Source organism: Streptomyces sp. NPDC037242, from assembly GCF_055604165.1.
Window position 1 is genome coordinate 109,560 of the sequence record NZ_JBVJUY010000017.1, and the last position, 24,992, is coordinate 134,551.

At 71.5% G+C, this 24,992-nt stretch carries 22 protein-coding genes; 4 read left to right on the forward strand and 18 right to left on the reverse strand.

Annotated features, from left to right (window positions below; translation table 11 throughout):
- Window positions 1-5 precede the first annotated feature (5 nt).
- From lepB (ACZ7GJ_RS21355) to proS, 10 genes are all read right to left on the reverse strand, one after another.
- Window positions 6-932, reverse strand: a complete 927-nt coding sequence (gene lepB / locus ACZ7GJ_RS21355) for a signal peptidase I (protein ID WP_470753782.1) — start codon at window positions 930-932, stop codon at window positions 6-8.
- A gap of 111 nt (window positions 933-1,043) precedes the next feature.
- Window positions 1,044-1,892 (reverse strand): signal peptidase I, encoded by an 849-nt coding sequence (gene lepB, locus ACZ7GJ_RS21360; RefSeq protein ID WP_470753785.1) that lies wholly within the window; start codon window positions 1,890-1,892, stop codon window positions 1,044-1,046.
- Window positions 1,885-2,616: a signal peptidase I gene (gene lepB / locus ACZ7GJ_RS21365; RefSeq protein ID WP_470753787.1), complete on the reverse strand. Its 732-nt coding sequence runs from the start codon at window positions 2,614-2,616 to the stop codon at window positions 1,885-1,887. Before lepB (ACZ7GJ_RS21365) ends, lepB (ACZ7GJ_RS21360) begins: the two co-directional genes overlap by 8 nt.
- A gap of 44 nt (window positions 2,617-2,660) precedes the next feature.
- Window positions 2,661-3,011, reverse strand: coding sequence for a 50S ribosomal protein L19 (gene rplS / locus ACZ7GJ_RS21370; protein WP_365917480.1), 351 nt, complete (start codon window positions 3,009-3,011; stop codon window positions 2,661-2,663).
- A 133-nt stretch (window positions 3,012-3,144) separates the two neighbouring features.
- Window positions 3,145-3,966 carry a tRNA (guanosine(37)-N1)-methyltransferase TrmD gene (gene trmD, locus ACZ7GJ_RS21375; RefSeq protein ID WP_470753788.1) on the reverse strand — a complete coding sequence of 274 codons (822 nt, stop codon included), beginning with the start codon at window positions 3,964-3,966 and terminating at the stop codon, window positions 3,145-3,147.
- Window positions 3,966-4,532 (reverse strand): ribosome maturation factor RimM, encoded by a 567-nt coding sequence (gene rimM, locus ACZ7GJ_RS21380; RefSeq protein ID WP_470753790.1) that lies wholly within the window; start codon window positions 4,530-4,532, stop codon window positions 3,966-3,968. The genes trmD and rimM overlap by 1 nt, the downstream gene beginning before the upstream one ends.
- A 93-nt stretch (window positions 4,533-4,625) precedes the next feature.
- Window positions 4,626-4,865 (reverse strand): RNA-binding protein, encoded by a 240-nt coding sequence (locus ACZ7GJ_RS21385; RefSeq protein WP_030011889.1) that lies wholly within the window; start codon window positions 4,863-4,865, stop codon window positions 4,626-4,628.
- Between the two features lie 2 nt (window positions 4,866-4,867).
- A complete protein-coding gene (gene rpsP, locus ACZ7GJ_RS21390; RefSeq protein WP_468162212.1) occupies window positions 4,868-5,305 on the reverse strand; it encodes a 30S ribosomal protein S16 in 438 nt (145 codons plus the stop codon).
- 197 nt (window positions 5,306-5,502) lie between these two features.
- Window positions 5,503-6,099: a hypothetical protein gene (locus tag ACZ7GJ_RS21395; RefSeq protein ID WP_365917484.1), complete on the reverse strand. Its 597-nt coding sequence runs from the start codon at window positions 6,097-6,099 to the stop codon at window positions 5,503-5,505.
- A gap of 200 nt (window positions 6,100-6,299) precedes the next feature.
- Complete coding sequence (proS, locus tag ACZ7GJ_RS21400) at window positions 6,300-7,712, reverse strand: proline--tRNA ligase (protein WP_470753792.1); 1,413 nt, start codon at window positions 7,710-7,712, stop codon at window positions 6,300-6,302.
- A gap of 131 nt (window positions 7,713-7,843) precedes the next feature.
- Between proS and ACZ7GJ_RS21405 the strand changes: the two genes are divergently transcribed.
- Complete coding sequence (locus tag ACZ7GJ_RS21405) at window positions 7,844-8,530, forward strand: class I SAM-dependent methyltransferase (protein WP_470753793.1); 687 nt, start codon at window positions 7,844-7,846, stop codon at window positions 8,528-8,530.
- A gap of 55 nt (window positions 8,531-8,585) precedes the next feature.
- On the opposite strand, the gene ftsH is transcribed toward ACZ7GJ_RS21405, so the two are convergent.
- The 6 genes from ftsH to nsdA form a co-directional block, all read right to left on the reverse strand.
- Entirely contained in the window at window positions 8,586-10,514 is a 1,929-nt protein-coding gene (gene ftsH, locus ACZ7GJ_RS21410; protein ID WP_470753794.1) for an ATP-dependent zinc metalloprotease FtsH, read from the reverse strand.
- Window positions 10,515-10,654: 140 nt separating this feature from the next.
- The gene (ffh, locus tag ACZ7GJ_RS21415; RefSeq protein ID WP_365917487.1) at window positions 10,655-12,229 is read right to left on the reverse strand and encodes a signal recognition particle protein; all 1,575 of its coding nucleotides are present in this window, start codon (window positions 12,227-12,229) and stop codon (window positions 10,655-10,657) included.
- Between the two features lie 183 nt (window positions 12,230-12,412).
- A complete protein-coding gene (locus ACZ7GJ_RS21420; RefSeq protein ID WP_470753795.1) occupies window positions 12,413-14,839 on the reverse strand; it encodes a [protein-PII] uridylyltransferase in 2,427 nt (808 codons plus the stop codon).
- An 18-nt stretch (window positions 14,840-14,857) separates the two neighbouring features.
- Window positions 14,858-15,196 (reverse strand): P-II family nitrogen regulator, encoded by a 339-nt coding sequence (locus ACZ7GJ_RS21425; protein ID WP_365917489.1) that lies wholly within the window; start codon window positions 15,194-15,196, stop codon window positions 14,858-14,860.
- The gene (locus ACZ7GJ_RS21430) at window positions 15,193-16,539 is read right to left on the reverse strand and encodes an ammonium transporter (protein ID WP_365917490.1); all 1,347 of its coding nucleotides are present in this window, start codon (window positions 16,537-16,539) and stop codon (window positions 15,193-15,195) included. The genes ACZ7GJ_RS21425 and ACZ7GJ_RS21430 overlap by 4 nt, the downstream gene beginning before the upstream one ends.
- A 356-nt stretch (window positions 16,540-16,895) precedes the next feature.
- Window positions 16,896-18,419: a transcriptional repressor NsdA gene (nsdA, locus tag ACZ7GJ_RS21435; protein ID WP_470753797.1), complete on the reverse strand. Its 1,524-nt coding sequence runs from the start codon at window positions 18,417-18,419 to the stop codon at window positions 16,896-16,898.
- 405 nt (window positions 18,420-18,824) lie between these two features.
- Here nsdA and ACZ7GJ_RS21440 point away from each other — a divergent pair, with 405 nt between their 5' ends.
- Window positions 18,825-19,496, forward strand: a complete 672-nt coding sequence (locus ACZ7GJ_RS21440) for a bifunctional DNA primase/polymerase (RefSeq protein ID WP_470753798.1) — start codon at window positions 18,825-18,827, stop codon at window positions 19,494-19,496.
- Between the two features lie 104 nt (window positions 19,497-19,600).
- Here ACZ7GJ_RS21440 and ftsY read toward each other — a convergent pair whose 3' ends face one another.
- Complete coding sequence (gene ftsY / locus ACZ7GJ_RS21445; protein WP_470753799.1) at window positions 19,601-20,818, reverse strand: signal recognition particle-docking protein FtsY; 1,218 nt, start codon at window positions 20,816-20,818, stop codon at window positions 19,601-19,603.
- Between the two features lie 142 nt (window positions 20,819-20,960).
- On the opposite strand from ftsY, the gene ACZ7GJ_RS21450 reads away from it, so the two are divergent.
- Both ACZ7GJ_RS21450 and ACZ7GJ_RS21455 read left to right on the forward strand, forming a co-directional pair.
- A complete protein-coding gene (locus tag ACZ7GJ_RS21450) occupies window positions 20,961-22,409 on the forward strand; it encodes a cytosine permease (RefSeq protein ID WP_470753800.1) in 1,449 nt (482 codons plus the stop codon).
- Between the two features lie 63 nt (window positions 22,410-22,472).
- The gene (locus tag ACZ7GJ_RS21455) at window positions 22,473-23,459 is read left to right on the forward strand and encodes an LLM class flavin-dependent oxidoreductase (protein WP_470753801.1); all 987 of its coding nucleotides are present in this window, start codon (window positions 22,473-22,475) and stop codon (window positions 23,457-23,459) included.
- Window positions 23,460-23,500: 41 nt separating this feature from the next.
- Here the strand turns inward: ACZ7GJ_RS21455 and ACZ7GJ_RS21460 are convergent, their stop codons facing one another.
- Entirely contained in the window at window positions 23,501-24,937 is a 1,437-nt protein-coding gene (locus tag ACZ7GJ_RS21460; protein ID WP_470753802.1) for a sugar porter family MFS transporter, read from the reverse strand.
- Between the last annotated feature and the right edge of the window lie 55 nt (window positions 24,938-24,992).

Consider the following 24,992-nt stretch of genomic DNA (forward strand, 5'->3'; position numbering starts at 1 on the left):
GCACCCTACCCGGCGGTACGCCCGCTGGTCAGCCTCCGTCGGCGCCACAGTACGACGGGCACCGCGCCGGTGAGCCCCAGAGCGGCCGGAGCGAGGCCGACCGGCCCCAGCCCGGAGGCGCCGAGGCCGACCGCGGTGGCCTTGGCCTGGTTGCCGATGCCCGGCTGGTCGAAGGTGTCCGGGACCGGGAGCGTGGACCAGCGGGTGACCGGCCAGGCGACGACGATGGCCCGGCCGACGACCTTGTCGACCGGCACGAAGCCCTGGGTGGAGTCCTGCATGTGGTAGCGGGAGTCCTGGGAGTTCTGGCGGTGGTCGCCCATCACCCAGATCTTGCCCTTGGGCACGGTGATCGGCCCGAACGGGGCGTCGTCGCACGCAGTGTTGCCGGGGAAGATGTACGGCTCGTCGAGCTCCTTGCCATTGACGACGACCGGCCCCCCCTTCTTGCACTCGACCGTGTCACCGCCGATGGCGATGGTCCGCTTGATCAGGTCCTTCTCGGCGGCGTCCGGCATCAGGCCGATCTTGCTGAGGATCTGCTGGGCGAGGTTCGGCTCGGGGGTGGGCTCTCCGGACAGCCAGTTCGCCGGGTCGTGGAAGACGACGACCTCGCCCCGCTCGGGCTCGGAGCCGAACCACGGGGTCAGCTTGTCCACCAGCACCCGGTCCCCGCGCTGCAGCGTGTTCTGCATCGAGTCGGACGGGATCGAGAACGCCTGCACGAGGAAGGTCTTGATCAGCAGGGCCAGCAGCAGCGCGATACCGACCAGGAGCGGAAGCTCCTTCCAGAACGAGCGGTGCGGACGCGCGGCCTTCTCGCCGTCCGCCTCGTCCCCGTCCTTGACCTCGCCCTCGGCGGCCTTGCGCTCGAAGGCATCGTCCGGCCGCTCATCACCCTCGTCGCGTCCGGATCGCGCGCCTACCGCCACATCCCCCACATCCACTCCTCACTCGGATTCGCCGCCCGCACCGGATCAGACACGGGCCCTCCCCTCCCATAACGAGCGGGAGTTCCCGAAGGCGCGGGAGCCGAGGACACACTATGCGAACGACGTGCCCCCGCGGCGCCGACGGGGCGCGCGCCGTCCGCTCCGTGCCTGATCGGGCACCATGCGGAAGGTGGCGGGCTGTTCCAGCCGGCTCCAGTGGCCGAAGGGCCAGGCGATGACCACGGCCTCGCCCACCACTCCGCCCTCGTCGATGGTCCCCTGGAAGGCCTCGTCGAGGTGGTAGCGGGAGTCGGAGGAGTTCGCCCGGTGATCACCCATGACGAACAGCCGCCCCTTCGGCACCTGCACCTCGAAGCGGATGTCCGAGGGGGAGTTGCCGGGGTTCACGTACGGCTCGTCGAGCGGGGAGCCGTTGACGGTGACCCGGCCCCGCGCGTCGCAGCACTTGACGGTGTCCCCGCCGACCGCGATGACCCGTTTGATCAGGTCCTGCTCGTCGGCCGAGGGCAGCAGGCCGATGAAGGTCAGGGCCTGCTTGATCTGCTTGACCACGACCGGGTCCGGTGCGGGGCGCGCCGCCTCGCCCTTGAGCCAGCCCCCGGGGTCCTTGAACACGACGACGTCGCCGCGCTCGACCTTGGAGCCGAACCACGGCGTCAGCTTGTCCACGAGCACCCGGTCCCCGATCCGGATCGTCTGCTCCATGGAGCCCGACGGGATGAAGAAGGCCTGCACGAGGAACGTCTTGAGGAGCAGGGCGATGCACAGCGCGACCACCACCAGCAGGGGCACCTCCCCCGCCCGGCGGGTACGCCGGCGCCGCCGGACCCGGCGCGCCAGCCGGCGCCGCTCGGCCCGGCCACCGGTCTCCGCCGGTACGACGGGCTCCGGCTCCGGATCGGGCTCCCGTTCGGCTCTCGGCCTGCCCCGGCTACCCACGTCCGCCGCCCGCGGAGCCCCAGCGCGAGACCGGCCAGCCGATCCAGTCGGCCCGCCCGATCACCTTCTCCACCGGCACCATCCCCCCGCCCGGTTCCCCCAGGTGGTCCCGGGAGTCCCGGGACTGGGAACGATGATCACCCATGACCCACAGGGTCCCAAGGGGTACGACGATCCGGAACGGCACCTTCGAGGGCGCGTCGCCGGAGAACAGGTACGGCTCCTCCAGCGCGACCCCGTTGACCTTGATCCGGCCACCGGCGTCGCAGCACACCACGTCATCGCCCCCGACGCCCACGACCCGCTTCACGAAGTCGGTGTCGGACGGCTCCGCGAGCCCGAGCGCCGAGGCCGCGCCGTGCAGGGCCGTGCCGATCGGGTTGTCCGCGCCACCGTTCGCGCCCTCCCGCACGAAGGATCCGGTGCCGTCGAAGACCACCAGGTCGCCCCGCGCCGGCTGGTCGCCGAAACGGTACGCCAGCTTGTTGACCAGCACCCGGTCCCCGACCGCCAGCGTCGGCTCCATCGACCGGCTCGGGATCAGGAACGGCTGGACGACGAAATTGCTGAGCAGCAGCAGGAAGACGGTGCAGGCCACGCCGAGCAGCCCCGCCCGCCGCCAGGTCAGGAACGCACGGGCCCGGGGAAACGCAAAACGCGACCGCCCCTCCCCCTCGACGGGGGAAGAGTGGCCGCGCTGCGTGTGAGGTGCTTCGGTGTCCATCGGGAGCGAGCCTATCCGGCCAGCCCGGGACCCCGGAGGGGACCTCAGTTGTCGCGCTTCTCCTTGATCTTCGCGGCCTTGCCGCGGAGCTCACGGAGGTAGTACAGCTTCGCGCGACGCACGTCACCGCGGGTGACGAGCTCGATCTTCTCGAAGATCGGGGAGTGCACCGGGAAGGTACGCTCCACGCCGACGCTGAAGGAGACCTTGCGAACGGTGAAGGTCTCGGAGACGCCAGAGCCCTGGCGACGGATGACGACACCCTTGAACTGCTGGATACGGGAGCGGTTGCCCTCGATCACGCGGACGTGCACGTTGATCGTGTCACCCGGGCGGAAGGCCGGGACGTCCGAGCGGAGCGCGGCGGCGTTGACGCCATCGAGCAGGTGAGACATGTTCTTCGTCTGCTTTCTTCGCACGACGCCACAGGTCGCCGGTGCGGGTTTCCGTAGAGAATTCGGGAGCCGGGTCACTCGGCGGGCGACGTTCCCCCTGTGGCAGGGGCGCACGCGAGCACACAGCAGCCGCCTATTCTTCCACGGTCTGCGGTCTACGCCAAAATCGGCCGTCCGCGGTCGGCTTCCAGCCCAGGATGCTCAGCGCTTCCCGGTCCTTCTTGTCGAAGGCGGAGGCCTCGCAGCGCTCGATCAGGTCGGGCCGGTTCTGCGCGGTGCGGCGGAAGGCCTCGTCCCGGCGCCAGCGGGCGATCTTCCCGTGGTGGCCGCTGAGCAGCACGTCCGGGATGCCGCGGCCGCGCCACTGCGGGGGCTTGGTGTAGACGGGCCCCTCCAGCAGGTTGGCCATCTCGCCGGGCGCGAAGGAGTCGTCCCGGTGCGATTCGGCGTTGCCGAGCACCCCGGGCAGCAGCCGTGCGACGGCCTCGGTGACGACCAGGACGGCCGCCTCGCCGCCGGCCAGGACGTAGTCGCCGATGGAGACCTCGTAGACCGGCATGCGGGTGGCGTACTCGTCCATGACCCGGCGGTCGATGCCCTCGTACCGGGCCGGGGTGAAGATCAGCCAGGGGCGCTCGGAGAGCTCGACGGCGAGTTCCTGCGTGAACGGCCGGCCGCTGGGGGTGGGGACGACCATGACGGGGCCGTGCGCGCCGGACTCGTAGCCGTCGGCCAGCGCCGCGTCCAGGGCCTCGCCCCACGGCTCGGTCTTCATGACCATGCCGGGACCGCCGCCGTACGGGGTGTCGTCCACCGTGTTGTGCCGGTCGTACGTCCATTCCCGCAGGTCATGGACGTGTACGTCGAGCTGCCCGCGCGCCCGCGCCTTGCCGACCAGGGAGACGTTCAGCGGCTCCAGGTACTCGGGGAAGATCGTGACGACGTCGAGACGCATCAGGCTTCTTCCCCGGATCCGGAGTCCTCGCCACGGGTCGAGTCGATGATCGCCTCGCGCTCGTCGATCAGCCCGGGGGGCGGGGTGATGACGCAGCGCTGCTCTTCCAGGTCGATCTCGGCGACGATCTCCTCGACGAAGGGGATCATCACCTCGGAGCCGTCCGGCCGCTCGACGATGAACAGGTCCTGCGAGGGCAGGTGGGAGATCTCGGTGATCCGGCCGATCTCGGTGCCGTCGGCGAGGACCACGTCGAGGTCCATGAGCTGGTGGTCGTAGTACTCGTCGGGCTCCTCGGGCAGCTCCGCCGGGTCCACCTCCGCGATGAGCAGGATGTTGCGCAGCGCCTCGGCACCGGTGCGGTCCTTGACGCCGGCGAAGCGGAGCATCAGCCGCCCGCTGTGCACCCGGCCCGTCTCGATGGTCAGCGGTCCCGCCGTCGCGGGCTCCGTCTTGAGCACGGCGCCGGGACTGAGCCGCAGTTCCGGCTCGTCGGTGCGCACCTCGACGGTGACCTCACCCTTGATGCCGTGGGCGCGGCCGATCCGCGCGACTACCAACTCCACTGTGCTCTCCTGTTCAGACGACGACGGGCCGGGGCGGGCACGAATGCCCTCCCCGGCCCGTGCCGGTGTTTCACGCTTCTAGCAAACCGGGTCTCAGCGGACCTGGTCCACGTCGACGAGGTCGACGCGGATCCCCCGGCCGCCGATGGCGCCCACGACGGTACGCAGAGCACGTGCGGTGCGGCCGTTGCGGCCGATCACCTTGCCGAGGTCGTCGGGGTGAACCCGGACCTCGAGCACCTGTCCGCGGCGCAGGTTGCGCGAGGCGACCTGCACTTCGTCGGGGTTGTCCACAATGCCCTTCACGAGGTGCTCAAGAGCCTCCTCGAGCATGCTCAGGCCTCGGTCGACTCGGCGGTGGCCTCAGCCTCGTCCGCCTTCTTGTCGGCCTTCTTCTTCTGCGTGATGGCCTCGCCCTTGCCCTCGCCGATGCCCTCGAGGGCCTTGGCGAACTCGTCGAAGGAGCGACGCTTGCTCTCCTTCGTCGCCGGCTGCAGCAGCGGCGCGGGGGCCGGAAGGCCCTTGTGCGCCTGCCAGTCACCGGTCAGCTTCAGGATGGCGAGCACAGCCTCGGTGGGCTGGGCGCCAACGGACAGCCAGTACTGCGCACGCTCGGCGTTGACCTCGATGCGCGACGGGTTGTACGTCGGGTGGTAGATACCGATCTCTTCGATCGCGCGACCGTCACGGCGGGTGCGGGCGTCGGCGACGACGATGCGGTAGTGCGGCTGGCGAATCTTGCCGAGGCGCTTGAGCTTGATCTTGACTGCCACTGGAGTGGTGTCTCCTGAACTTGACGTGGTTGGGCACATGAGATGCCACGTGGGGTTGCGGTACTCGGGTGCCCGATGGACGCGTCAGCCGGAGGAGAGAGGGGTCCTATGCGACTGTCGAGTACAGCTAGCCATTGTGCCATACGCCCGCGGCGCGCTCAGCCGCGGGGGCCCGCTCCGGCCACCCCGCCGCGACGTCAGGACGCCACGGCGACGGCGACCTCCGGGATGCGGAAGGGCTTCATGCAGCCCCCGCACACGATCGGCGCCTGGGCCAGCACGGAGGGGACCACCCGCACATTGCGCCCGCAGTCGCACACCGCCTTGACGCGCACCCCGCCGCCGGAGGAGCCGTGCCGGGCGGCCGGCCCGCGGAAGCTGCGCTTGGTGTCGGCGGCCGTGGCGACGGTGTGCGCCTTCAGCGCGCGCTGAAGGCGCTCCATGGTGGGGCGGTAGCGCCGCTTGGCCTCGGGGTTGAGCGAGACCAGCGAGAAGCCGCTGCTCGCGTGCGGCTCGTCGGAGTGGTCCAGCCCCATCTCCTCGGCGATCGCGAGGAATCTGCGGTTGTGGTAGCGGCCGGCGCGCGAGGTGTCACGCACTCCGCGCGCTGCGGCGATGCCGTGGACTGCCTCATGCAGCAGTCGCTCGAAGGAGAGCTCGGCGCCGCAGGCGGACGAGGACTCTCCGATCAGGGACTCGGGCGCGGCAAGGTCAGGCAGCTCGGGGTGGTACCGCTGAATATCGGCCCACGCCTGTGCCAGCTCTGCGGCGAGAACAGGTGGTGTCGTGCTCACGTCGTGACAACGAGCCGGGGTGCCCCGGTGTTCCGATTCCGGGCCATTCCAAATTTTTTGCACGTACCAGTCAGTTCAGTCTCATGCGTCCCGACGAGGACGGGTGCGTCTATCCCAGGAGGAGTCGGTACGTAACGAGGACTAACGACAAAGCCGCCCCGGCGCGCGGCACGGGCCGCACGCCGGGGCGCAGGAGTCACTCAGTAGGAGCGCGCGACGATGGCGAGGGTACCGGGGGCGTCGTCCGCCTCCGGGACCGACCCGTCGGCCGCGATCAGGCAGCGCACGGAGACGGCCTGCTCGGCCAGCTTGGCCTCGCCCTCGGGACCGAGGTCGGCCCACGGGATCCGCGCCCAGCCGCCGGCGATGGCGGCCTCGGCGGCCTCCTCGATGGTGGAGACGTCGGAGGTACGGGACTCACGGCGCTCGCGGGACTCGCGCAGCAGCTGCGCCTGGTCCTCCTCCAGCACCTTGGGCAGCAGGTCGGCGAGCGCGTCGATCTGCACCGGGGTCTTGCCGCCCGGGATCCGGCGGGCCAGCATCGCGGTGCCGGCCTCCAGGTCGCGGGGGCCGATCTCGATGCGGACCGGTACGCCCTTGAGCTCCCAGTCCACGGCGCGGCGGCCGAAGGGGGTGTCGACGCGGTCGTCGACCTGGACGCGCAGGCCCGCGGCCTTCAGCTGGGCGCCGAGCTCGCGGACCTTGGTGACGGCCTCGTCGCCCTTGATCGCCATGACGACGACCTGGACGTGCGCGAGGCGCGGCGGGACCCGCAGGCCGTTGTCGTCGCCGTGGGACATGATCAGACCGCCGACCATGCGGGTCGAGACGCCCCAGGAGGTCTGCCAGACGAGCTCCTGCTTGCCTTCCTTCGACAGGTACTGCGTGTTGAAGGCCTTGGCGAAGTTGGTGCCGAGCTCGTGGCTCGTACCCAGCTGGAGGGCCTTGCCGTCGCCCATCATGCCCTCGAGGGTGAGGGTGTTGATGGCGCCGGCGAAGCGCTCCTTGGCGGTCTTGCGGCCGAGCACGACGTCGATGCCGAGGACGTTCGTCATGAAGTCGCCGTAGACGTCCGTGTGGATCCGGGAGGCGTAGTCGCGGGCGTCCTCGTACGTGGCGTGGGCCGTGTGGCCCTCCTGCCACAGGAACTCGCTCGTACGGAGGAACACGCGCGGGCGCATCTCCCAGCGGACCACGTTGGCCCACTGGTTGATCAGCAGGGGCAGGTCGCGGTAGCTCTGGACCCACTTGGAGAAGTAGTCGTTGATGATCGTCTCGGAGGTGGGCCGGACGACGACCGGCTCTTCCAGCTCCTTGCCGCCGCCGTGCGTGACGACCGCGAGCTCGGGGGCGAAGCCCTCGACGTGCTCCGCTTCCTTCGTCAGGTACGACTGGGGGATGAACAGCGGGAAGTACGCGTTCTGGGCGCCCGCGTCCTTGATGCGCGCGTCCATCTCCTGCTGCATCCGCTCCCACAGGCCGTAGCCGTACGGCCGGATGACCATCGTGCCGCGGACCGGACCGTTGTCGGCCAGCTCGGCCTTGTTGATCAGATCCTGGTACCAGCGGGGGAAATCCTCCGCCTGCGGGGTGAGAACGGGTGCCTTTGCCATGGCGCGAATGGTACGGCGCCGGGCGACCCGAGCGTGAATCGGGTGGCGCGCTCCTCTGGACGCGGGGGCGAATCGGGAGTTCTCTGGCAGCGGGGGCAAGGGGGCGACACGGAATCAGGAGCGCTCTTTCGATGACACCGACGCCGACGGCGACGCTCGTCGCCCGGGACTGGGCGGAGATCCAGGAACGGATGCTGGTACCGCTGTACGAGGCGGTCTACGACCGGCTGGAGGTCGGGCCGGGCAACCGGCTGCTCGGCCTGGACTGCGGGGCCGGACTGCCGCTGCTGCTGGCCGCGGGGCGGGGCGCCTCGGCCACCGGCGTGGAGCCGGACCCGGCCCGCCGGGCGCTGGCACGGGAGCGGCTGCTGGAGGTGGTGGCGACACCCCCGGTGCCCACGGCGCGGCCGTACGACGTCCTGCTGGCGTTCTCGCCCGGCCCGGGCACCCTGGCCGCGGCGCTGCCCGCGGTCCGGCGGGGCGGTGCGGTGGTGCTGGCCGACTGGGGCCCGCCGGAGCGGTGCACGGTGCCGGCGGTGCTGGGCGGCGGTCCGGCCCCGCGCGACCTGGACGCGGTGGTCGAGCGGGCGGGCCTGCGACCGGACGGCTCGGGGCGGGTGTTCTGCCCCTTCGGGTACGCGGACGTGGACAGCGCGGTACGGGGGCTGCTCTCGACGGGCCTGTACGACGGCGCCGCGGCGGCCGATCCCGCACTGGCGGAGAAGGAGCTGGCGGAGTCGCTTCACCCGTACGAGCGGCCGGACGGGGCCGTCTGGCTGCCGAACATCTTTCGCTACGTGGTGGCCCGTACGAGGTAGCGGCGGCCCGGCCCGGGGCCGCCGCTTCGCCGGGCGGTCCCGTGAGGCGGTCCCGTCAGGCGGGCTTCGTCAGGCGGGTGATGCCCGCGGCGGCGTAGGCCGCGGACTCCTCCAGCGTCTCGTTCGCCAGCAGCGCCTCCGCGAGGGCGTCGAGCTTGTGGCGGTTCTCGCGCAGCAGGCGGCAGGCCTCCGCGTAGCACTCGTCGACGATGCGGCGCATCTCGTGGTCCACCGCGTCGAGTGTGGCGGGGGCGGCGGTGAGGCCGTAGGGGCTCTGCGCGTCGGACGGGATGGCGGTCAGCTTGCCGATGCGGTCGCTCATCCCCCAGCGGCCGACCATCCCGCGCGCGAGGTTGGTGACCTGTTCGAGGTCGTTCTCCGCGCCCGTCGTGACGACGTCGTAGACGGTCTGCTCGGCGGCCATGCCGCCCAGCGCGCCGATGATGCGGCCGCGCAGGTACTCCTCCGTGTACGCGTAGCGGTCGGCGTCCGGGGTGGACAGGGTCACGCCCAGGGCCCGGCCGCGCGGCACGATGGTGATCTTGCGGACCGGGTCGGCGCCCGGCTGGAGCATGCCCAGCAGGGCGTGGCCGCTCTCGTGGTACGCCGTGCGCCGGCGCTCCTCCAGCGGCATGACCAGCGGCCGCTCGGCGCCCAGCTGGACCTTCTCCAGCGCGTCCGAGAGGTCCGACTGGGTCACCGCGCTCTGCTGGCGCTTGACCGCGAGCAGGGCCGCCTCGTTGGCCAGGTTGGCGAGCTCGGCCCCGGTCATGCCCGGTGTCGTGCGGGCCACCTGGGCGAGGTCCACGCCCTCGGCCAGCGGGATGTCCCGGGTGTGGATGCGCAGGATCGCTTCGCGGCCGGCGCGGTCCGGCGGTGAGACGGCCACCGTGCGGTCGAAGCGGCCGGGCCGGGTGAGCGCGGGGTCCAGGACGTCCGCGCGGTTGGTGGCGGCCAGTACGACCACGCCCTCGGAGCCGGAGAAGCCGTCCATCTCGGTGAGGATCTGGTTCAGGGTCTGTTCGCGCTCGTCGTGGCCGCCCATGGCGGAGCCGCCGCCGCGGGCCCGGCCGATCGTGTCGATCTCGTCGATGAACACGATCGCCGGGGCCACCTTTCGGGCCTCGGAGAAGAGTTCGCGGACCCGGGAGGCGCCCACGCCGACGATCATCTCGATGAACTCGGAGGCGGAGGCCGAGAAGAACGGCACCCCGGCCTCCCCCGCGACCGCGCGCGCCAGCAGGGTCTTGCCGGTCCCCGGCGGGCCGGCCAGCAGGACCCCGCCGGGCATCCGGGCACCCATCTTCCGGTACTGCTCCGGGTTCTTGAGGAAGTCCACGACGTCGTTGAGCTCGCCCTCGACCTCGTCGATTCCGGCCACGTCCTCGAAGGTGGTGCGCTTGGCGCCCTCCTCCAGTTCCACCGGCTTCGGCGGCGCCTTGCGGCCGAGCCCGCCCATGCCGCCCATCGCCGATCCCATCCGGCGGGCGATGAGCAGCCAGAGGCCGACCAGGAGCAGCATCGGGGCGAGCGAGATCAGCAGGTTGACCAGGAAGCTGCGCTGTACGACCACCGGGGAGGCGGTGACGTTGACGTTCTGCTTGGTGAGGTTGGCCCACAGCTGGTCGTCGGCGAAGGCGGGGCGCTGGGTGACGAACTTGGTGTAGTCGCCCTTGCCCCCGTCGGGCACCGGCTGTTTGGCCTTCAGCTGGCCCTGGATGGCGTCGCCCTTGGAGTAGATCTTCGAGACGTTGCCGTCGGTGACCTGCTTGCTGAACTCCGTGTAGGAGATGGTCGGCTCGTCGCCCTCGTTGAAGAAGGACAGCACGAGGTTGGTCACCAGGTAGACGATCAGGGCGGTGAGGATCAGCCCCCGCCAGCCGCCGGGCATCTTCTTCTTGGGCGGCGGGGTGGGCGGTGCGCCTTCCGAGCGCCAGGGGGTGTCGGCCCGGTCGCGCGGCGGTACGGGGGTGGGGCTGGGCACGTGGCCTCCTTATGCCGTCCTCCCGGCCGACGATAAGGGACAAACCTGACCATTGCCCCCGCAGCAGGGAAGGGCCCCGGCCGCTCGACCTGTCGGTCGGGAGCGCGGCCGGGGCCCTTCCCCGCGTGCTGGCGTGCGTACTACTTCATGAACTTCTTGAACTCGTCCGGAAGGTCGAAGTCCTGGCCGGGCTGGCCGCCGCCGGCCGGGAGGCCGAACGGGTTGCCGGCGGCCGCGGGCTCGGCGCCCTGCGGACCCTGTTCGCGGCGCAGGGCGGCCGCGGCCTCCTCTTCCTTGCGCTTCATCGGGTTGCCGCTCTTGCGCTTGCCCTTGGCCTGCTTGATCTGCTTCTTCTGCCGGCCGGGGCCGCCGCCCATGCCCGGCATGCCCGGCATCCCGGGCATGCCGCCGCCCTGGGCCATGCGGGACATCATCTTGCGGGCCTCGAAGAAGCGCTCGACGAGCGACTTCACGGCGCTGACCTCGACACCGGAGCCCTTGGCGATACGGGCACGGCGCGAGCCGTTGATGATGTGCGGGTCGTGGCGCTCGGCCGGGGTCATCGACTTGATGATCGCGGCGGTGCGGTCCACGTCGCGCTCGTCGATGTTGTTGATCTGGTCCTTGATCTGACCCATGCCGGGGAGCATGCCGAGCAGCTTGGAGATGGAGCCCATCTTGCGGACCTGCTCCATCTGGGCCAGGAAGTCGTCGAGCGTGAACTCCTTCGGCCCCTTCGCCAGCTTGGCCGCCATCTTCTCGGCCTCGGCCTGGCTGAAGGTCTTCTCGGCCTGCTCGATGAGGGTGAGCATGTCACCCATGTCGAGGATCCGGCCCGCCATGCGGTCGGGGTGGAACGCGTCGAACTCGTCGAGCTTCTCGCCGTTCGAGGCGAACATGATCTGCTTGCCGGTGACGTGCGCGATGGAGAGCGCGGCGCCACCGCGGGCGTCGCCGTCGAGCTTGGAGAGCACGACGCCGTCGAAGCCGACGCCGTCGCGGAAGGCCTCGGCGGTGTTGACCGCGTCCTGGCCGATCATGGCGTCGACGACGAAGAGGATCTCGTCCGGGCTGACGGCGTCGCGGATGTCCGCGGCCTGCTGCATCAGCTCCTGGTCGATGCCGAGGCGGCCCGCGGTGTCGACGATGACCACGTCGTACTGCTTGGTGCGCGCGTACTCGATGGAGTCCTTGGCGACCTGGACCGGGTCGCCGACGCCGTTGCCGGGCGCGGGGGCGTAGACCGCGACACCGGCGCGCTCCGCGACCACCGAGAGCTGGTTGACGGCGTTGGGGCGCTGGAGGTCGCACGCGACGAGGAGCGGGGTGTGCCCCTGGCCCTTGAGCCACAGGCCGAGCTTTCCGGCGAGGGTCGTCTTACCGGCACCCTGGAGACCGGCCAGCATGATCACGGTGGGGGCGGTCTTGGCGAACCGCAGCCGCCGGGTCTCGCCGCCGAGGATCGAGACCAGCTCGTCGTTGACGATCTTGAGGACCTGCTGGCCCGGGTTCAGGGCCTTGGAGACCTCTTCGCCGCGGGCGCGCTCCTTGACGTTCGCGATGAACGAGCGGACGACGGGAAGGGCGACGTCGGCCTCGAGGAGGGCGATACGGATTTCCCGCGCCGCAGCGTCGATGTCCTGCTCGGAGAGGCGGCCTTTGCCCCGCAGGGACTTGAAGGTCGCGCTGAGGCGGTCGGAAAGCGTATCGAACACGGTGGTCGCGATTCCTCGGGTCGGGGGCGGTGTGGTCGTCCCCCAGGGTATCGGCCCCCGCCAAGTGGTGGACCCGGCGGTCCGGGCTCCACCGCGCGGGGCCTTTCCGGGCTCTGCCCCGAACCCCGCGCCCCAAACGCCGGCGGGGCTGCACTCCACCCCGTCCGGCGTCTGGGGACCGGGCTACACCAGGGCCGACTCGACCGATGCGGCCAGGGCGGCCGCATCCGCCTGGTCCAGCGGTTTGCCCTCCGTGGTGGTCACGTACAGCGTGTCCACCGCATTCGCGCCGAGCGTCGACACGTGCGCGCTGCGGACCCGGACACCGGCCCCCTCCAGCGCCCGCCCGATCCGGTGCAGCAGTCCGACCGCGTCGGGGGCCCGCACCTCCAGGACCGTGGCCAGCGCGGAGACGTCGGGCACCACCGAGACCCGGGGCGGCGGCGGGACCACGCCCCGCCGGCGCGGGTACGCCGCCTCGCGGTCCGCGAGCTTCGCCGGGACGTCCAGCGAGCCGTCCAGCGCCCGGACCAGATCCGTACGCAGCCGGGCCGCCTCCGGCAGGGAGCCGTACTCGGCGGCCACCCGCCAGCGCAGTACGAGGACCTCGCCGAGCCGGTCGGGCAGTTCCAGGGAGCGCAGGTCGGCCGCCCGCACCGTGAGGCGGTGCAGTGCCAGCACCCCCGCCACCGCCGGCAGGACCCCCGGCTGGTCGGGGACGGCCACCACCAGCTCCACCCCGACGGCGTCCTCCTCGTGGCGCGCGTGCAGCGCCAGCACCGGCTCCCTGGTGCGCAGCGCCTCCACCGCGAGGCGTTCCTGCTCCGTGGTCGGGATCTCCAGCTCGGTGGCGGCCGGCGCCGTGCCCCGCAGGACCGCGGCGACCCGCGCGACGAGGTCCGCCACGAGAGAGCTGCGCCAGGCGCTCCACGCCGCCGGCCCGGTGGCCAGGGCGTCGGCCTCCGTCAGCGCGTGCAGCACCTCCAGCGTGCCGGGCGACCCCACGGCGTCGGCCACCGCCTTCACGGTCGCCGGGTCGTCCAGGTCCCGCCGCGTCGCGGTGTCGACCAGCAGCAGGTGGTGGCGTACCAGCGTGCCCAGCACCGCCGCGTCCTGCGCGTCGAAGCCGACGCGCACCGCCACGTCGCGCGCGATCGTCTCCCCCGCCACCGAGTGGTCCCCGGGCCAGCCCTTGCCGATGTCGTGCAGCAGCGCGGCCATCAGCAGCAGGTCGGGGCGGCCGACCCGGCGGGTCAGCGCCGAGGCGCGGACCGCGGTCTCCACCAGGTGCCGGTCCACGGTCCAGGTGTGCACCGGGTTGCGCTGGGGCCGGCAGCACACCCGCTCCCAGTCCGGGAGCAGCCGCGCGATCAGGCCCTCCGCCTCCAGCGCCTCCCAGACCGCCACCGTCGGCTCGCCCGCCCCCAGCAGGGTCAGCAGCTGCTCGCGCGCCTCGGCCGGCCAGGGCACCGGCAGGGGCTTCGCCTGCGCCGCGAGCCTGCGTACGGCGTGCAGGGAAACGGGCAGACCCGCCTGCGCGGCCGCGGCGCCGAAGCGCAGCGGGAGCACCGGGTCCCGGTCCGGGCGTGCAGCCAGGGCCAGTACGGCCTCGCCGTCGGACTCCACGACCCCTTCGGCCAGCGGCGCCCGCTCCACCGCCGCGCCCCCGCGGGTGCCCAGCAGTCCGCGCAGCCTCGGCCTGGCCGCCCGCGCCCGCAGCACGCGCCCGACCTCCCGCCAGGTCACGTCCTCGGCGTACGCGACGACCCGCGCGGCCTCGTACACCTCGCGCAGCAAGGCGTCCGCGTCGAGCAGCCCGAGCCGGGCGGCGACCTGCGGCTGCTCCTGCAGCGAGAGCCGGTCGGTGGCGCGGCCCGTCACCAGGTGCAGCGCGTCCCGTACGTCGAGCAGCCGCCGCCGGGCTTCGGCGAGGCCCTCGCGCGGGGCGTCGGCCAGCCAGGACGCCGCCACGGCCCGCAGCACGGTGACGTCCCGGAGCCCGCCGCGGGCCTCCTTGAGGTCGGGTTCCAGCAGGAAGCGGAGCTCCCCGGCCCGGTCGGCGCGCTCGCGGCAAAGGGAGTGCAGTTGGGGCAGGCGCTTGACCGCCTGGTTGCGCCAGTCGGCCAGTACGGAGGTGCGCAGCCCGGCGAGCAGCCCCACGTCGCCGGCGACGGGCCGGGCGTCCAGCAGGCCGAGGTGCACCTTGAGGTCCTCGGCGGCGGTCCTGCGGGCCTCGGCGGGGGTGCGCACGGAGTGGTCCAGGGCCAGACCCATGTCCCACACGGGGTACCAGAGCCGGTCGGCGAGCATGCTCAGCGCCCGGGCGTCGGCCTTGCCGTCGTGGAGCAGCACCAGGTCGAGGTCGCTGCGCGGGGAGAGCTCGGCCCGCCCGTAGCCGCCGACGGCGACCAGTGCGGCGCCCTGGACGCCCGTCTCCCGTACGGCGGTGGTGAACAGCTCCTTCAGCCAGTCGTCGGTCAGGCCGGCCAGGGCGGAACGCCGCGAAGGCCCGGACCGCGACTCCTCCTGGAGGAGTCGCAGCCGGGCCGCGGCGTAACCGCTGGGTCCCGAGTCGGCCGTGTGGTCCGTGGTCTCTTCGACACTCGTCAACCCAGGAGCTCCCGTCACCTAGAGCGCGTCAGCGCCGCGCTCGCCGGTGCGGACCCGGATGATCGAGTCCACGGGGATGCTCCACACCTTGCCGTCGCCGATCTTGCCGGTCTGGGCGGCCTCGACGATGACCCGCATGACGTCCTCGGCGTCGTCGTCCTCCACGACCACCTCGACGCGGATCTTCGGTACGAGGTCCACCGTGTACTCGGCGCCCCGGTAGACCTCGGTGTGGCCGCGCTGGCGGCCGTACCCGTTGGCCTCGGAGACGGTCAGGCCGTGGACCCCGAACCGGTGGAGGGCTTCCTTGATCTCGTCCAGCCGGTAGGGCTTGACGATCGCGGTGATGAGCTTCATGCGTCAACCTTCTTGCTCGCGGCGGCAACGGGGGTCGGTACGGCGGTGCTCCGGGAGGAGGAGCCGCCGCCGGCTCCGCTGAAGTCGTAGGCGGTCTCGGCGTGTTCGACCTGGTCGATGCCGGAGACCTCGTCGTCCTCGGTGACGCGCATCCCCATCGTCTTGTCGAGGAGGAGGGCGAGTACCGCGGACGCCACGAGAGAGTAGGCGAGGACGGCGAAGACGCCCACGGCCTGCTTGCCGAGCTGCTCCAGGCCGCCGCCGTAGAAGAGGCCGGCCGCCTCGGACTGGACCCCGCCGGTGGCGAAGAGGCCGACGAGCAGGGAGCCGAGGACACCGCCGACGAGGTGGACGCCGATGACGTCGAGGGAGTCGTCGTAGCCGAACTTGTACTTGAGGCCCACGGCCATCGCGCAGACGACACCGGCGATGGCGCCGATGGCGATCGCGCCGAGCGGGGAGCAGGAGCCGCCGGAGGGGGTGATGGCGACGAGGCCCGCGACCGCGCCGGAGGCGGCGCCGAGGGTGGTGAAGGAGCCGTGGCGCAGCTTCTCGTAGCCGAGCCAGGCGAGCATGGCGGCGGCGGTGGCGACCTGGGTGTTGACGAACATGACCGCGCCGACGCCGTCGTCGTTGCCGAGCCAGGAGCCGGCGTTGAAGCCGAACCAGCCGAACCACAGCAGACCGGCGCCGAGCATCACGAGCGGGAGGCTGTGCGGGCGCATCGGGTCCTTCTTGAAGCCGACGCGCTTGCCGATGACGAGGATCACGCCGAGGGCTGCGGCGCCCGCGTTGATGTGGACGGCGGTACCGCCGGCGAAGTCGATGACGCCGAGCTCGAAGAGCCAGCCGCCGGCGCCCCAGACCCAGTGGGCGACGGGGAAGTAGACGACGGTGACCCAGAGGGTGATGAACAGGGCCCACGCGCTGAACTTCACGCGGTCGGCCAGTGCACCGCTTATCAGGGCGGGGGTGATGATCGCGAACATCAGCTGGAAGACGGCGAAGACGTAGACCGGGATGGTGTAGCCGTCCCAGAGCTCGGTGATGCCGATCCCGCTGAGGCCCACGTAGTCGGAGGACCAGCCGATGAGGGAGCCGGAGTCGGTGCCGAAGGCGAGGCTGAAGCCGTAGAGGACCCAGAGGATCGTGACGATCCCGAGGCTGATGAAGCTCATCATGAGCATGTTGAGGCTGCTCTTGACGCGGACCATGCCTCCGTAGAAGAAGGCGAGGCCCGGGGTCATCAGCATGACCAGGGCGGAGCAGATGAGCATGAACCCGGTGTTCGCGGCAGACAGCGTCGGGGCGTCTGCAGCGAGGGTCGTGATGGCTGATGCCATCGGCGTCTCCTCGTCGTCGGTACGTTCGCGTGCGGGCGATCGTGAAAACCTGAGCGGCGGCGTTTGGAACTGGCCGGTTATTGGCCCTGAGATTCGCGCAGGCCGGTTTCCGGCGTTGCCGCTGGATGTTTCGCACCGATGACGAAGGCTTTCGGGGTGTTACGGGGTGATGAACACCGCAACCATCAATTGAGGAAGCACCGCGGCGAGCGACCACGTCCGCGAGAGCGGCGCCGGTTTAGGCGCAGAAAGCGGCCCGGCCGCGGCGGTACCCGGATGACCTGGCTGGGGGAGCCTGATCGGGCTTCACGGGGTGACTGCCGCGGCCGGGGCCTTGGGGGGCGGCCGCGTGGCCGTCAGACGGCCTCCGCGGCTTCGGGCAGCCGGGAGGCGAGGTGGTCGGTCAGCCGGACCACGTCGGCCACGTCGCCGTACTCACGTGCGGCGGTGTCGACGGTCTTGCGCAGCCGGGTGTTGACCCGTTCGGACCGTACCTTTCCCGCCACGTCGAGGGCGCGGCCGACGAGCACGGTGGCCTGCTCGGGCTCGCGCTGGAGCAGGTGGACGGTGGCCATGCCGATGAGGTTGAGGGCGTAGGAGCGCTGGTGCTCCTCGTCCTTCTCGAAGAGCTGGACGGCCCGCTCCATGACGGGCTCGGCGAGGGAGGCGTACATGGGGCTGCGCCCGGCGACGTAGGCCAGATCCCGGTAGGAGTGGGAGTTCTCGCCGTTGAGCTCGGCCTCGGAGAAGAAGCGGATCCAGTCGGGCTCGGGCTCGCCGCCGAGGCCCACGTCGCCGAAGGTGTCCTCGGCCATCCGCACGGCCCGCTTGCAGCGGCTGGGCTGGCCCATGTTGGCGTAGGCGCGGGCCTCCATCGCATACAGCATGGCCTGGGTGCGGGGTCCGGCGCAGTCGCGGCTGCCGTACTGGGCGAGGTGGATGAGTTCCAGGGCGTCCTCGGGGCGGCCGAGGTGGATCATCTGGCGGCTCATGCCGGAGAGGATGTACGAGCCGAGCGGCTTGTCGCCGCCCTCCTTCGCGGCGTGCAGCGCGAGGACGAAGTACTTCTGCGCGGTGGGGTGCAGGCCGATGTCGTAGCTCATCCAGCCGGCCAGTTCGGCGAGTTCCGCGGCGACCTTGAAGAGCCGCTTCATGACGGGGGCCGGGTGGTTCTCCTGGAGCAGGTCGGTGACCTCGTGGAGCTGCCCTACGACGGCCTTGCGGCGCAGGCCGCCGCCGCACTGCGCGTCCCACTGCCGGAACATCACGGTGGTCGCTTCGAGGAGGTCCAGCTCCGGTTCGGAGAGTCTGGGCGGCCGGTGGCCCCCGAGGGCGCCCGCCGGCCCCGCCTCGCGCGGTCCCGGGTCGGCGGCCGGGGCGGGGACGAGCCAGCGCTGCATGGGCTCGATGAGGGCGGGGCCGGCGGAGAGGGCGAGCGAGGTCCCGAGGAAGCCGCGGCGGGCGAGCATCAGGTCGCTGCGGGAGAACTCGCTGAGCAGCTCGACGGTCTGCGGGCCGGCCCAGGGCAGGTCGACGCCGGAGACGGAGGGGGTCTGGTGCGCGGTGCGCAGTCCGAGCTGTTCGATGGCGACGACGGAGCCGAAGCGTTCGGAGAACAGCTCGGACAGGATCCGCGGGACGGGCTCGCGGGGCTGTTCGCCGTCGAGCCAGCGGCGCACCCGGGAGGTGTCGGTGCTGATGTGGTGGGCGCCCATCTGGCGGGCCCGGCGGTTGACCTGGCGGGCGAGCTCGCCCTTGGACCAGCCGCTGCGGACGAACCACGACGTCAGCTGTTCGTTGCGGCCGGCCTCGGGCGGTGCTTCCGGTACGGACGGCATCCCGTACTCCGCGCTCGTTCCGCTTGCGCCGCTGCCGCTCACTGGAACGCCCCCATCCGTCAGCCTCTTCACCCGAAACCCTGGCGGGGGCGGCGAGCGCCGCCCCGGACCTTCACAGGTCCTCCACAACTTGCCTCCGGCATACCCACGGACGAGTCTGCCTTCGAGCTTCGCGTACCGAAAGTAATCCTACGATCACCCCTTCGGCGAGGCCGATTCCACAATCGCCACCATTCGCCACCCCTTCGAATGAACTCGCCACCCGCCAGGCGCGATTCACTTGACACGAAGGCGAAACGGAATGGTTGGACGGGAGTGCGCTCGGGGCGCGCGCGGCGAGGAGTGCGCCGGGCGACAAGATCGCAGCCGATCCCGCGTCCCGTCCCGATCCCGTCCCGCCGGCGTCGTAACCACCGGCGCGTCCGACCCGTTGGAGGGGGCATGGGCATGGGCTTCACGATCGGCGGCAGCCGCAGTACCAAGGAGTTCCGCACCGGCGCTCGGCGCCGCGGCCGGATGTCGGAGTGCACGGCGGTGGCGGAGTACACCGGACTGTGGGGCTGGGACGTGGTCCCCGGCGCCCGGGCCGCGGCGCCCGCCCGGGACTGCTCCTGCGGTCATACGAGTTGCAGTGCGCCGGGAGCGCATCCGCTGGCCCTCGCGCCGACGGTCCCGGCCGGCGCCACCCTCGACGAGGTCGCCGAGGCCTGGGGCGAGTACCCGGGAGCGGCGGTCCTGCTCCCCGTCGGCAGCGCCTTCGACGTCATCGAGGTCTCCGAGGAGGCCGGGCGCCGGGCCCTGGTCCGGCTGGAGCGGATGGGGCTGCCGCTCGGGCCCGTCACCGCGACCCCGGACGGCCGGGCGCAGTTCTTCGTGGCCCCGGGCGCGGCGGCCGGGCTGCCGCAGCTGCTGTACCGGATGGGCTGGGACGACGCGGACCTCGATCTGCGGGCGCTGGGCCAGGGGTCCTTCGTCACCGCCCCGCCGTCCGACTTCGCGGGGCTCGGCCCGGCGAGCTGGCTGCGGCCGCCGGCGCTGGACTGCGCCGGGGATCCCCCGCAGGCCCGGCTGCTGCTGGGCACCCTCGCCTACCTGTGCCACCGCTTGCGCGGCGCGTAGCCCGGGCCGGATCCGGCTCCGGCTCCGGCTCCGGCTCCGGACATGCCGGTGCCCCCGGGTCCGTGGGACCGCGGGGGCACTGGTCGGCGTAGCGGATCCTGCGGTCAGTCGCCGATCAGCGCGTCGACGAACGCCTCCGGCTCGAAGGGGGCCAGGTCGTCCGCGCCCTCGCCCAGGCCGACGAGCTTGACCGGGACGCCCAGCTCGCGCTGGACCGCGACGACGATGCCGCCCTTGGCCGTGCCGTCGAGCTTGGTCAGCACGATGCCGGTGATGTCCACGACCTCGGCGAAGACGCGGGCCTGGGTCAGGCCGTTCTGCCCGGTGGTGGCGTCCAGGACCAGCAGGACCTCGTCCAGCGGGCCGTGCTTCTCCACGACGCGCTTGACCTTGCCGAGCTCGTCCATGAGGCCGGTCTTGGTGTGCAGGCGGCCGGCCGTGTCGATGAGCACCACGTCGGCGCCCTCGGCGATGCCCTCCTTGACCGCGTCGTAGGCGATCGAGGCGGGGTCGCCGCCCTCGGGGCCGCGTACGGTACGGGCGCCGACCCGGTCGCCCCAGGTCTGCAGCTGGTCGGCGGCGGCGGCGCGGAAGGTGTCGGCGGCGCCGAGCACGACGCTGCGGCCGTCGGCGACGAGCACGCGGGCGAGCTTGCCGGTGGTGGTGGTCTTGCCGGTGCCGTTGACGCCGACGACCATCACGACGGCGGGGGTCTCGACGCCGCTCTCGGTCTTCACCGCGCGGTCGAAGTCCGTGCCGAGCAGGGTCAGCAGCTCCTCCTTCAGGAGCGTGCGCAGGTCGGCGGGGGTGCGGGTGCCGAGCACCTTGACCCGCTCGCGGAGCCGGTCGACCAGTTCCTGGGTCGGGGCGACACCGACGTCGGCGATGAGGAGGGTCTCCTCGATCTCCTCCCAGGTGTCCTCGTCGAGGTGCTCGCGGGAGAGCAGCGTGAGCAGCCCCTTGCCGAGCGAGTTCTGCGACCGGGCGAGGCGGGCGCGCAGCCGGACCAGGCGGCCGGCGGTGGGCTCGGGCACCTCGATCTCGGGTGCGGCCGGAGCCTCGGGCTCGGCGACCGGAGCCTCGACGGGGGCCTCGGCCTGCGCCTCGGGGAGGGACACCTCCTCGATCGTTCGGCGCGGCTCTTCCGCCGTCGGTGCGGCGTCCTCCCCCACCTGCGGTTCTGCGGGCGGGGCAGTGATGGTCGGCGTGCTCGACGGCGCCGTGGGCGGCAGCTGCTTCTTCTTGCGGCTGCTGACCACGAGCCCGCTGATCGCGCCGACCGCGACCAGGGCGATGACTACAGCAAGGATGAGGATTTCCATAACCACCCCAGTATCGGCCACGGCGGCCCCGAAGCCCGGACCTTGGACGTCCACACCGGGCACTAAGACTCTGTTTGTGGTTTTAGCGGCAAATCTACGATGATGGTCGACTTCCTGCCTCCACGTCCCCACGGAGTACCGCATGCCTGCCGAGCCCGCCGACGGCGCGATAGAGACCGCAGTCGAGACCCGTGGCCTGGAGCCCGTCCCGGACGGCGAGCGCCACGGCCGGGTGCGCGAGCTCGTTCCGACCTGGGTCGCGGCCAACATCAGCGTGCTGCTGCTGACCATGGGCGCCGGCCTGGTCATCTTCAACAAGCTGAACATCTGGCAGGTGCTCGTCGTCGCGATCGCTGCGCCCGTCGTCTCGTACGGGATCGTCGGCCTGATCTCCATCGCCGGCAAGCGCGGCGGATCCCCCGGCATGGCGCTCTCCCGGGCCGTCTTCGGCCAGCGCGGCAACCTCTTCCCCGGCGCCCTGATCTGGGTCGCCCGGTGGGGCTGGGAGACCATCAACGCGGTCAGCGGCGCCTACGCCGTCCTGACGGTCCTGGACCTGGTCTTCGGGATCAGGAAGAACACCGCCCTGATCGTCGTCACCCTGCTGTTCTTCGTCGGCTGCACCTTCCTGGTGTCGGGTCTCGGCATCAACGCCCTGCGCGTCTGCTCCAAGTGGTCGACGTACCTCTTCGGCGCCTTCAGCGTGCTCGTGCTGGGCTACCTGATCGCCGAGACCGACTGGTCCGCCGTCTTCGACAAGCCCGCCGGCTCCACCGCGATGATGATCGCGGGCATCGGCACCATCGCCGCGGGCGGCATCAGCTGGGTCCCGTCCGGCCCCGACTTCACCCGCTACCTGCCGCGCACCGCCTCCTCGAAGGGGATGGTCGCCGCCACCATCGGCGGCGCGGGCATCGTGGTCCTTCCCATGGTCCTGATGGGCGCGGTCATGGCCGTCGGGACGCCCGACCTCGCCAGCGCTCAGGACCCGGTCTCCTTCATCGGCGAGCTGCTGCCGACCTGGATCGCGGTGCCGTACCTGCTGATCGCGCTCGTCGGCATGCTGCTCATCAACTCGATGTCCATGTACTCGGCCGGTTTCACCGCGCAGACCCTCGGCATCAAGGTCCCGCGCGCCGCGGCGGTCAGCGTCAACGCCGTCATCAGCCTGGTCTTCGGGTTCCTGCTGATGGTGGTCGCCACCAGCTTCTTCGGCTCGTTCATCTCCTTCCTCACCCTGCTGGCCGTGGCCTTCTCCGCCTGGATCGGGGTCTTCGGCGTGGACATGCTGCGCCGTACCTCCTACGACGGCCCCGCGCTGCTGGACACCACGCGGACCAGCGCCTACTGGTACAAGGGCGGCTTCGCCTGGCAGGCCATGACCGCCTGGGGCCTGGCCCTGGTGGTGGGCACGATGTTCACGAAGGTGGACTGGTTCAGCGGGCCGCTCGCCAGCACCTGGATCGGGCAGAACGGCCTGGGCTGGGCGGCCGGGATCGTCACCTCGGCGGCGCTGTACGCCGTCCTGCCGCGGACGGCCGCGCCGGCGCCGGCCGAGGAGCCCGAGCTCGCCGGATCCCTGTCCAACTGACGCTACGTCAGCTAACGTCCCCCCTCGCCCGCCCACCCACACCAGGCGAAGGGGGACTCCTCCATGCCCATCACCGTGGCCCGGTTCAATCTCGTCGACCCCAACGGCACCCCCGAGACCCTCGCCGCCCGGTACAAGGCGGCCCTGGAGATGGCCGCGTACGCGGACGACCGCGGGATCGACACCATCCAGACCGAAGAGCACCACGGCACCGACAACAACTGGCTGCCCTCGCCCTTCGCCTTCGCCGGCGCGGTCTTCGGCGCCACCCGCCGGATCGCGGTCACCGTCTCGGCGATCATCGGCCCGCTGTACGACCCCCTGAAGGTCGCCGAGGACGTCGCCGTGCTCGACCTGCTGAGCGGCGGCCGCCTCGTCACGGTCGCGGGCATCGGCTACCGGCCCGAGGAGTACGAGCAGCACGGCGTCGAGTGGGGCCGGCGCGGCCGGCTCCAGGACGAGCTGCTGGAGACCCTGCTGAAGGCGTGGACGGGCGAGCCGTTCGAGTTCCGCGGCCGTACGGTGCGGGTCACCCCGCGGCCCTTCACCCGGCCGCACCCGCTGCTGCTGGTCGGCGGCAGCTCCGAGGCGGCGGCCCGGCGCGCGGCCCGGCTGGGGCTGCCGTTCTTCCCGAGCGCGCACCTGCCGGAGCTGGAGGCGTACTACAACGCGAAGCTCGCGGAGTACGGCACCGAGGGCTTCTGCATGATGCCGGCGGCCGAGACCCCGCTGCTGCACATCTCCGAGGACCCGGACCGGACCTGGGCCGAGCACGGCGAGCGCTTCCTGCACGAGGCGGGCATGTACGCGTCCTGGCAGTCCAAGGACATCCGCAGCGCCGTACGGTCGGCCGCGCGCTCGGTGGCGGAGCTGCGCGCGGAGGGCGTGTACCGCATCCTCACCCCGGACGAGGCGGTCGCGTACGCCCGCGGCGCCGGCGAGGCGGGGAACCTGGTCCTGCACCCGCTGTGCGGCGGAATGCCGGTGGACGAGGGCTGGCGGAGCCTGCACCTGCTGTGCGAACAGGTACTGCCCCGGCTCAAGGACTGAGCCGGGGCAGTATCGAGGAGAGGGGGTGTTGGCGGGGATGGTTACCCCATCTCCTCCAGCGCCTTGCCCTTGGTCTCCGGCACCCACTTGAGGATGAAGGGGATCGAGAGCACGGCGAAGACCGTGTAGATGACGTACGCGCCGGACAGGTCCCAGTCCGACAGGGTCGGGAAGGACACGGTGATGACCCAGTTGGCGATCCACTGCGCGGCCGCGGCGACGCCGAGGGCCGCGGCGCGGATGCGGCCCGGGAACATCTCGCCGAGCAGCACCCAGACAACCACGCCCCAGGACAGGGCGAAGAAGAGCACGAAGCAGTTGGCGGCGACCAGGGCCACGATGCCCTGGGCGTGCGGCAGGGCGATGTCGTCACCGGCCCCGGACTTGTAGGAGAACGCCCAGGCGGCGAGCCCCAGCGAGATCGCCATGCCGACCGAGCCGATGAGGGCCAGCGGCTTGCGGCCGATCCGGTCCACGAAGATCATCGCGATCACCGTGCCGATGATGTTCACGACCGAGGTCTCGAAGGAGTAGAGGAACGAGGCGCTCGGGTCGATGCCGACGGACTGCCACAGCGAGGAGCTGTAGTAGAAGATCACGTTGATGCCGACGAGCTGCTGGAACACCGACAGGCCGATGCCGATCCAGACGATGGGCAGGAAGCCGAAGCGCCCGCCGAGCAGGTCCTTGAAGGTGGACTTGTGCTCGGAGCGCATGGCGTGCTCGATCTCGGCGACGCGCCCGTCGAGGTCCACGTGCGAGCCCTCGACCTCGCTGAGCACCTTCCTGGCCTCGGCGGTCCGGCCGACGGAGATCAGGAAGCGCGGCGACTCCGGGATGACGAAGGACATCAGGCCGTAGAGCACGGCCGGGACGACCATGACGCCGAGCATCCACTGCCAGGCCTCCAGACCGCCGATCTCGCCGCGCTGGTCCCCGTCCGCGAGGTTCAGGATCCCCCAGTTGACGAGCTGGGAGATGGCGATGCCGATGACGATCGCCGCCTGCTGGAACGAGGCGAGCCTGCCGCGGTAGGCGGGCGGGGACACCTCGGCGATGTAGGCCGGGCCGATGACGGAGGCCATGCCGATGCCGAAGCCGCCGATCACGCGCCACATGGCGAGGTCCCAGAGGGCGAAGGGCAGGGCCGAGCCGATGGCGCTCGCCGTGAAGAGGACGGCGGCGATCTGCATGCACCGGATGCGGCCGATCCGGTCGGCGATGCGGCCCGCGGTGGCGGCGCCGAGCGCACAGCCGATCAGCGCGGCGGCGATCACCTGGGCGAGGGGCGCGGGGCCGATGTCGAAGCGGTCCCGGATCGCGACGACGGCGCCGTTGATGACGGAGCTGTCGTAGCCGAAGAGGAATCCGCCCATGGCCGCGGCCGCGGTGATGAAGATGACGTGCCCGAGGTGGTCCGGCTGGGCCGACCGGCCGCCGCCGGCCGCGGGGGCGCTCGCTGTGCTGCTGCTGGTCAAGGTGTGCTCCGTGGGGGGTTTTGTCCGTCCTACCAGTGGCGCACAGTTCAAGATC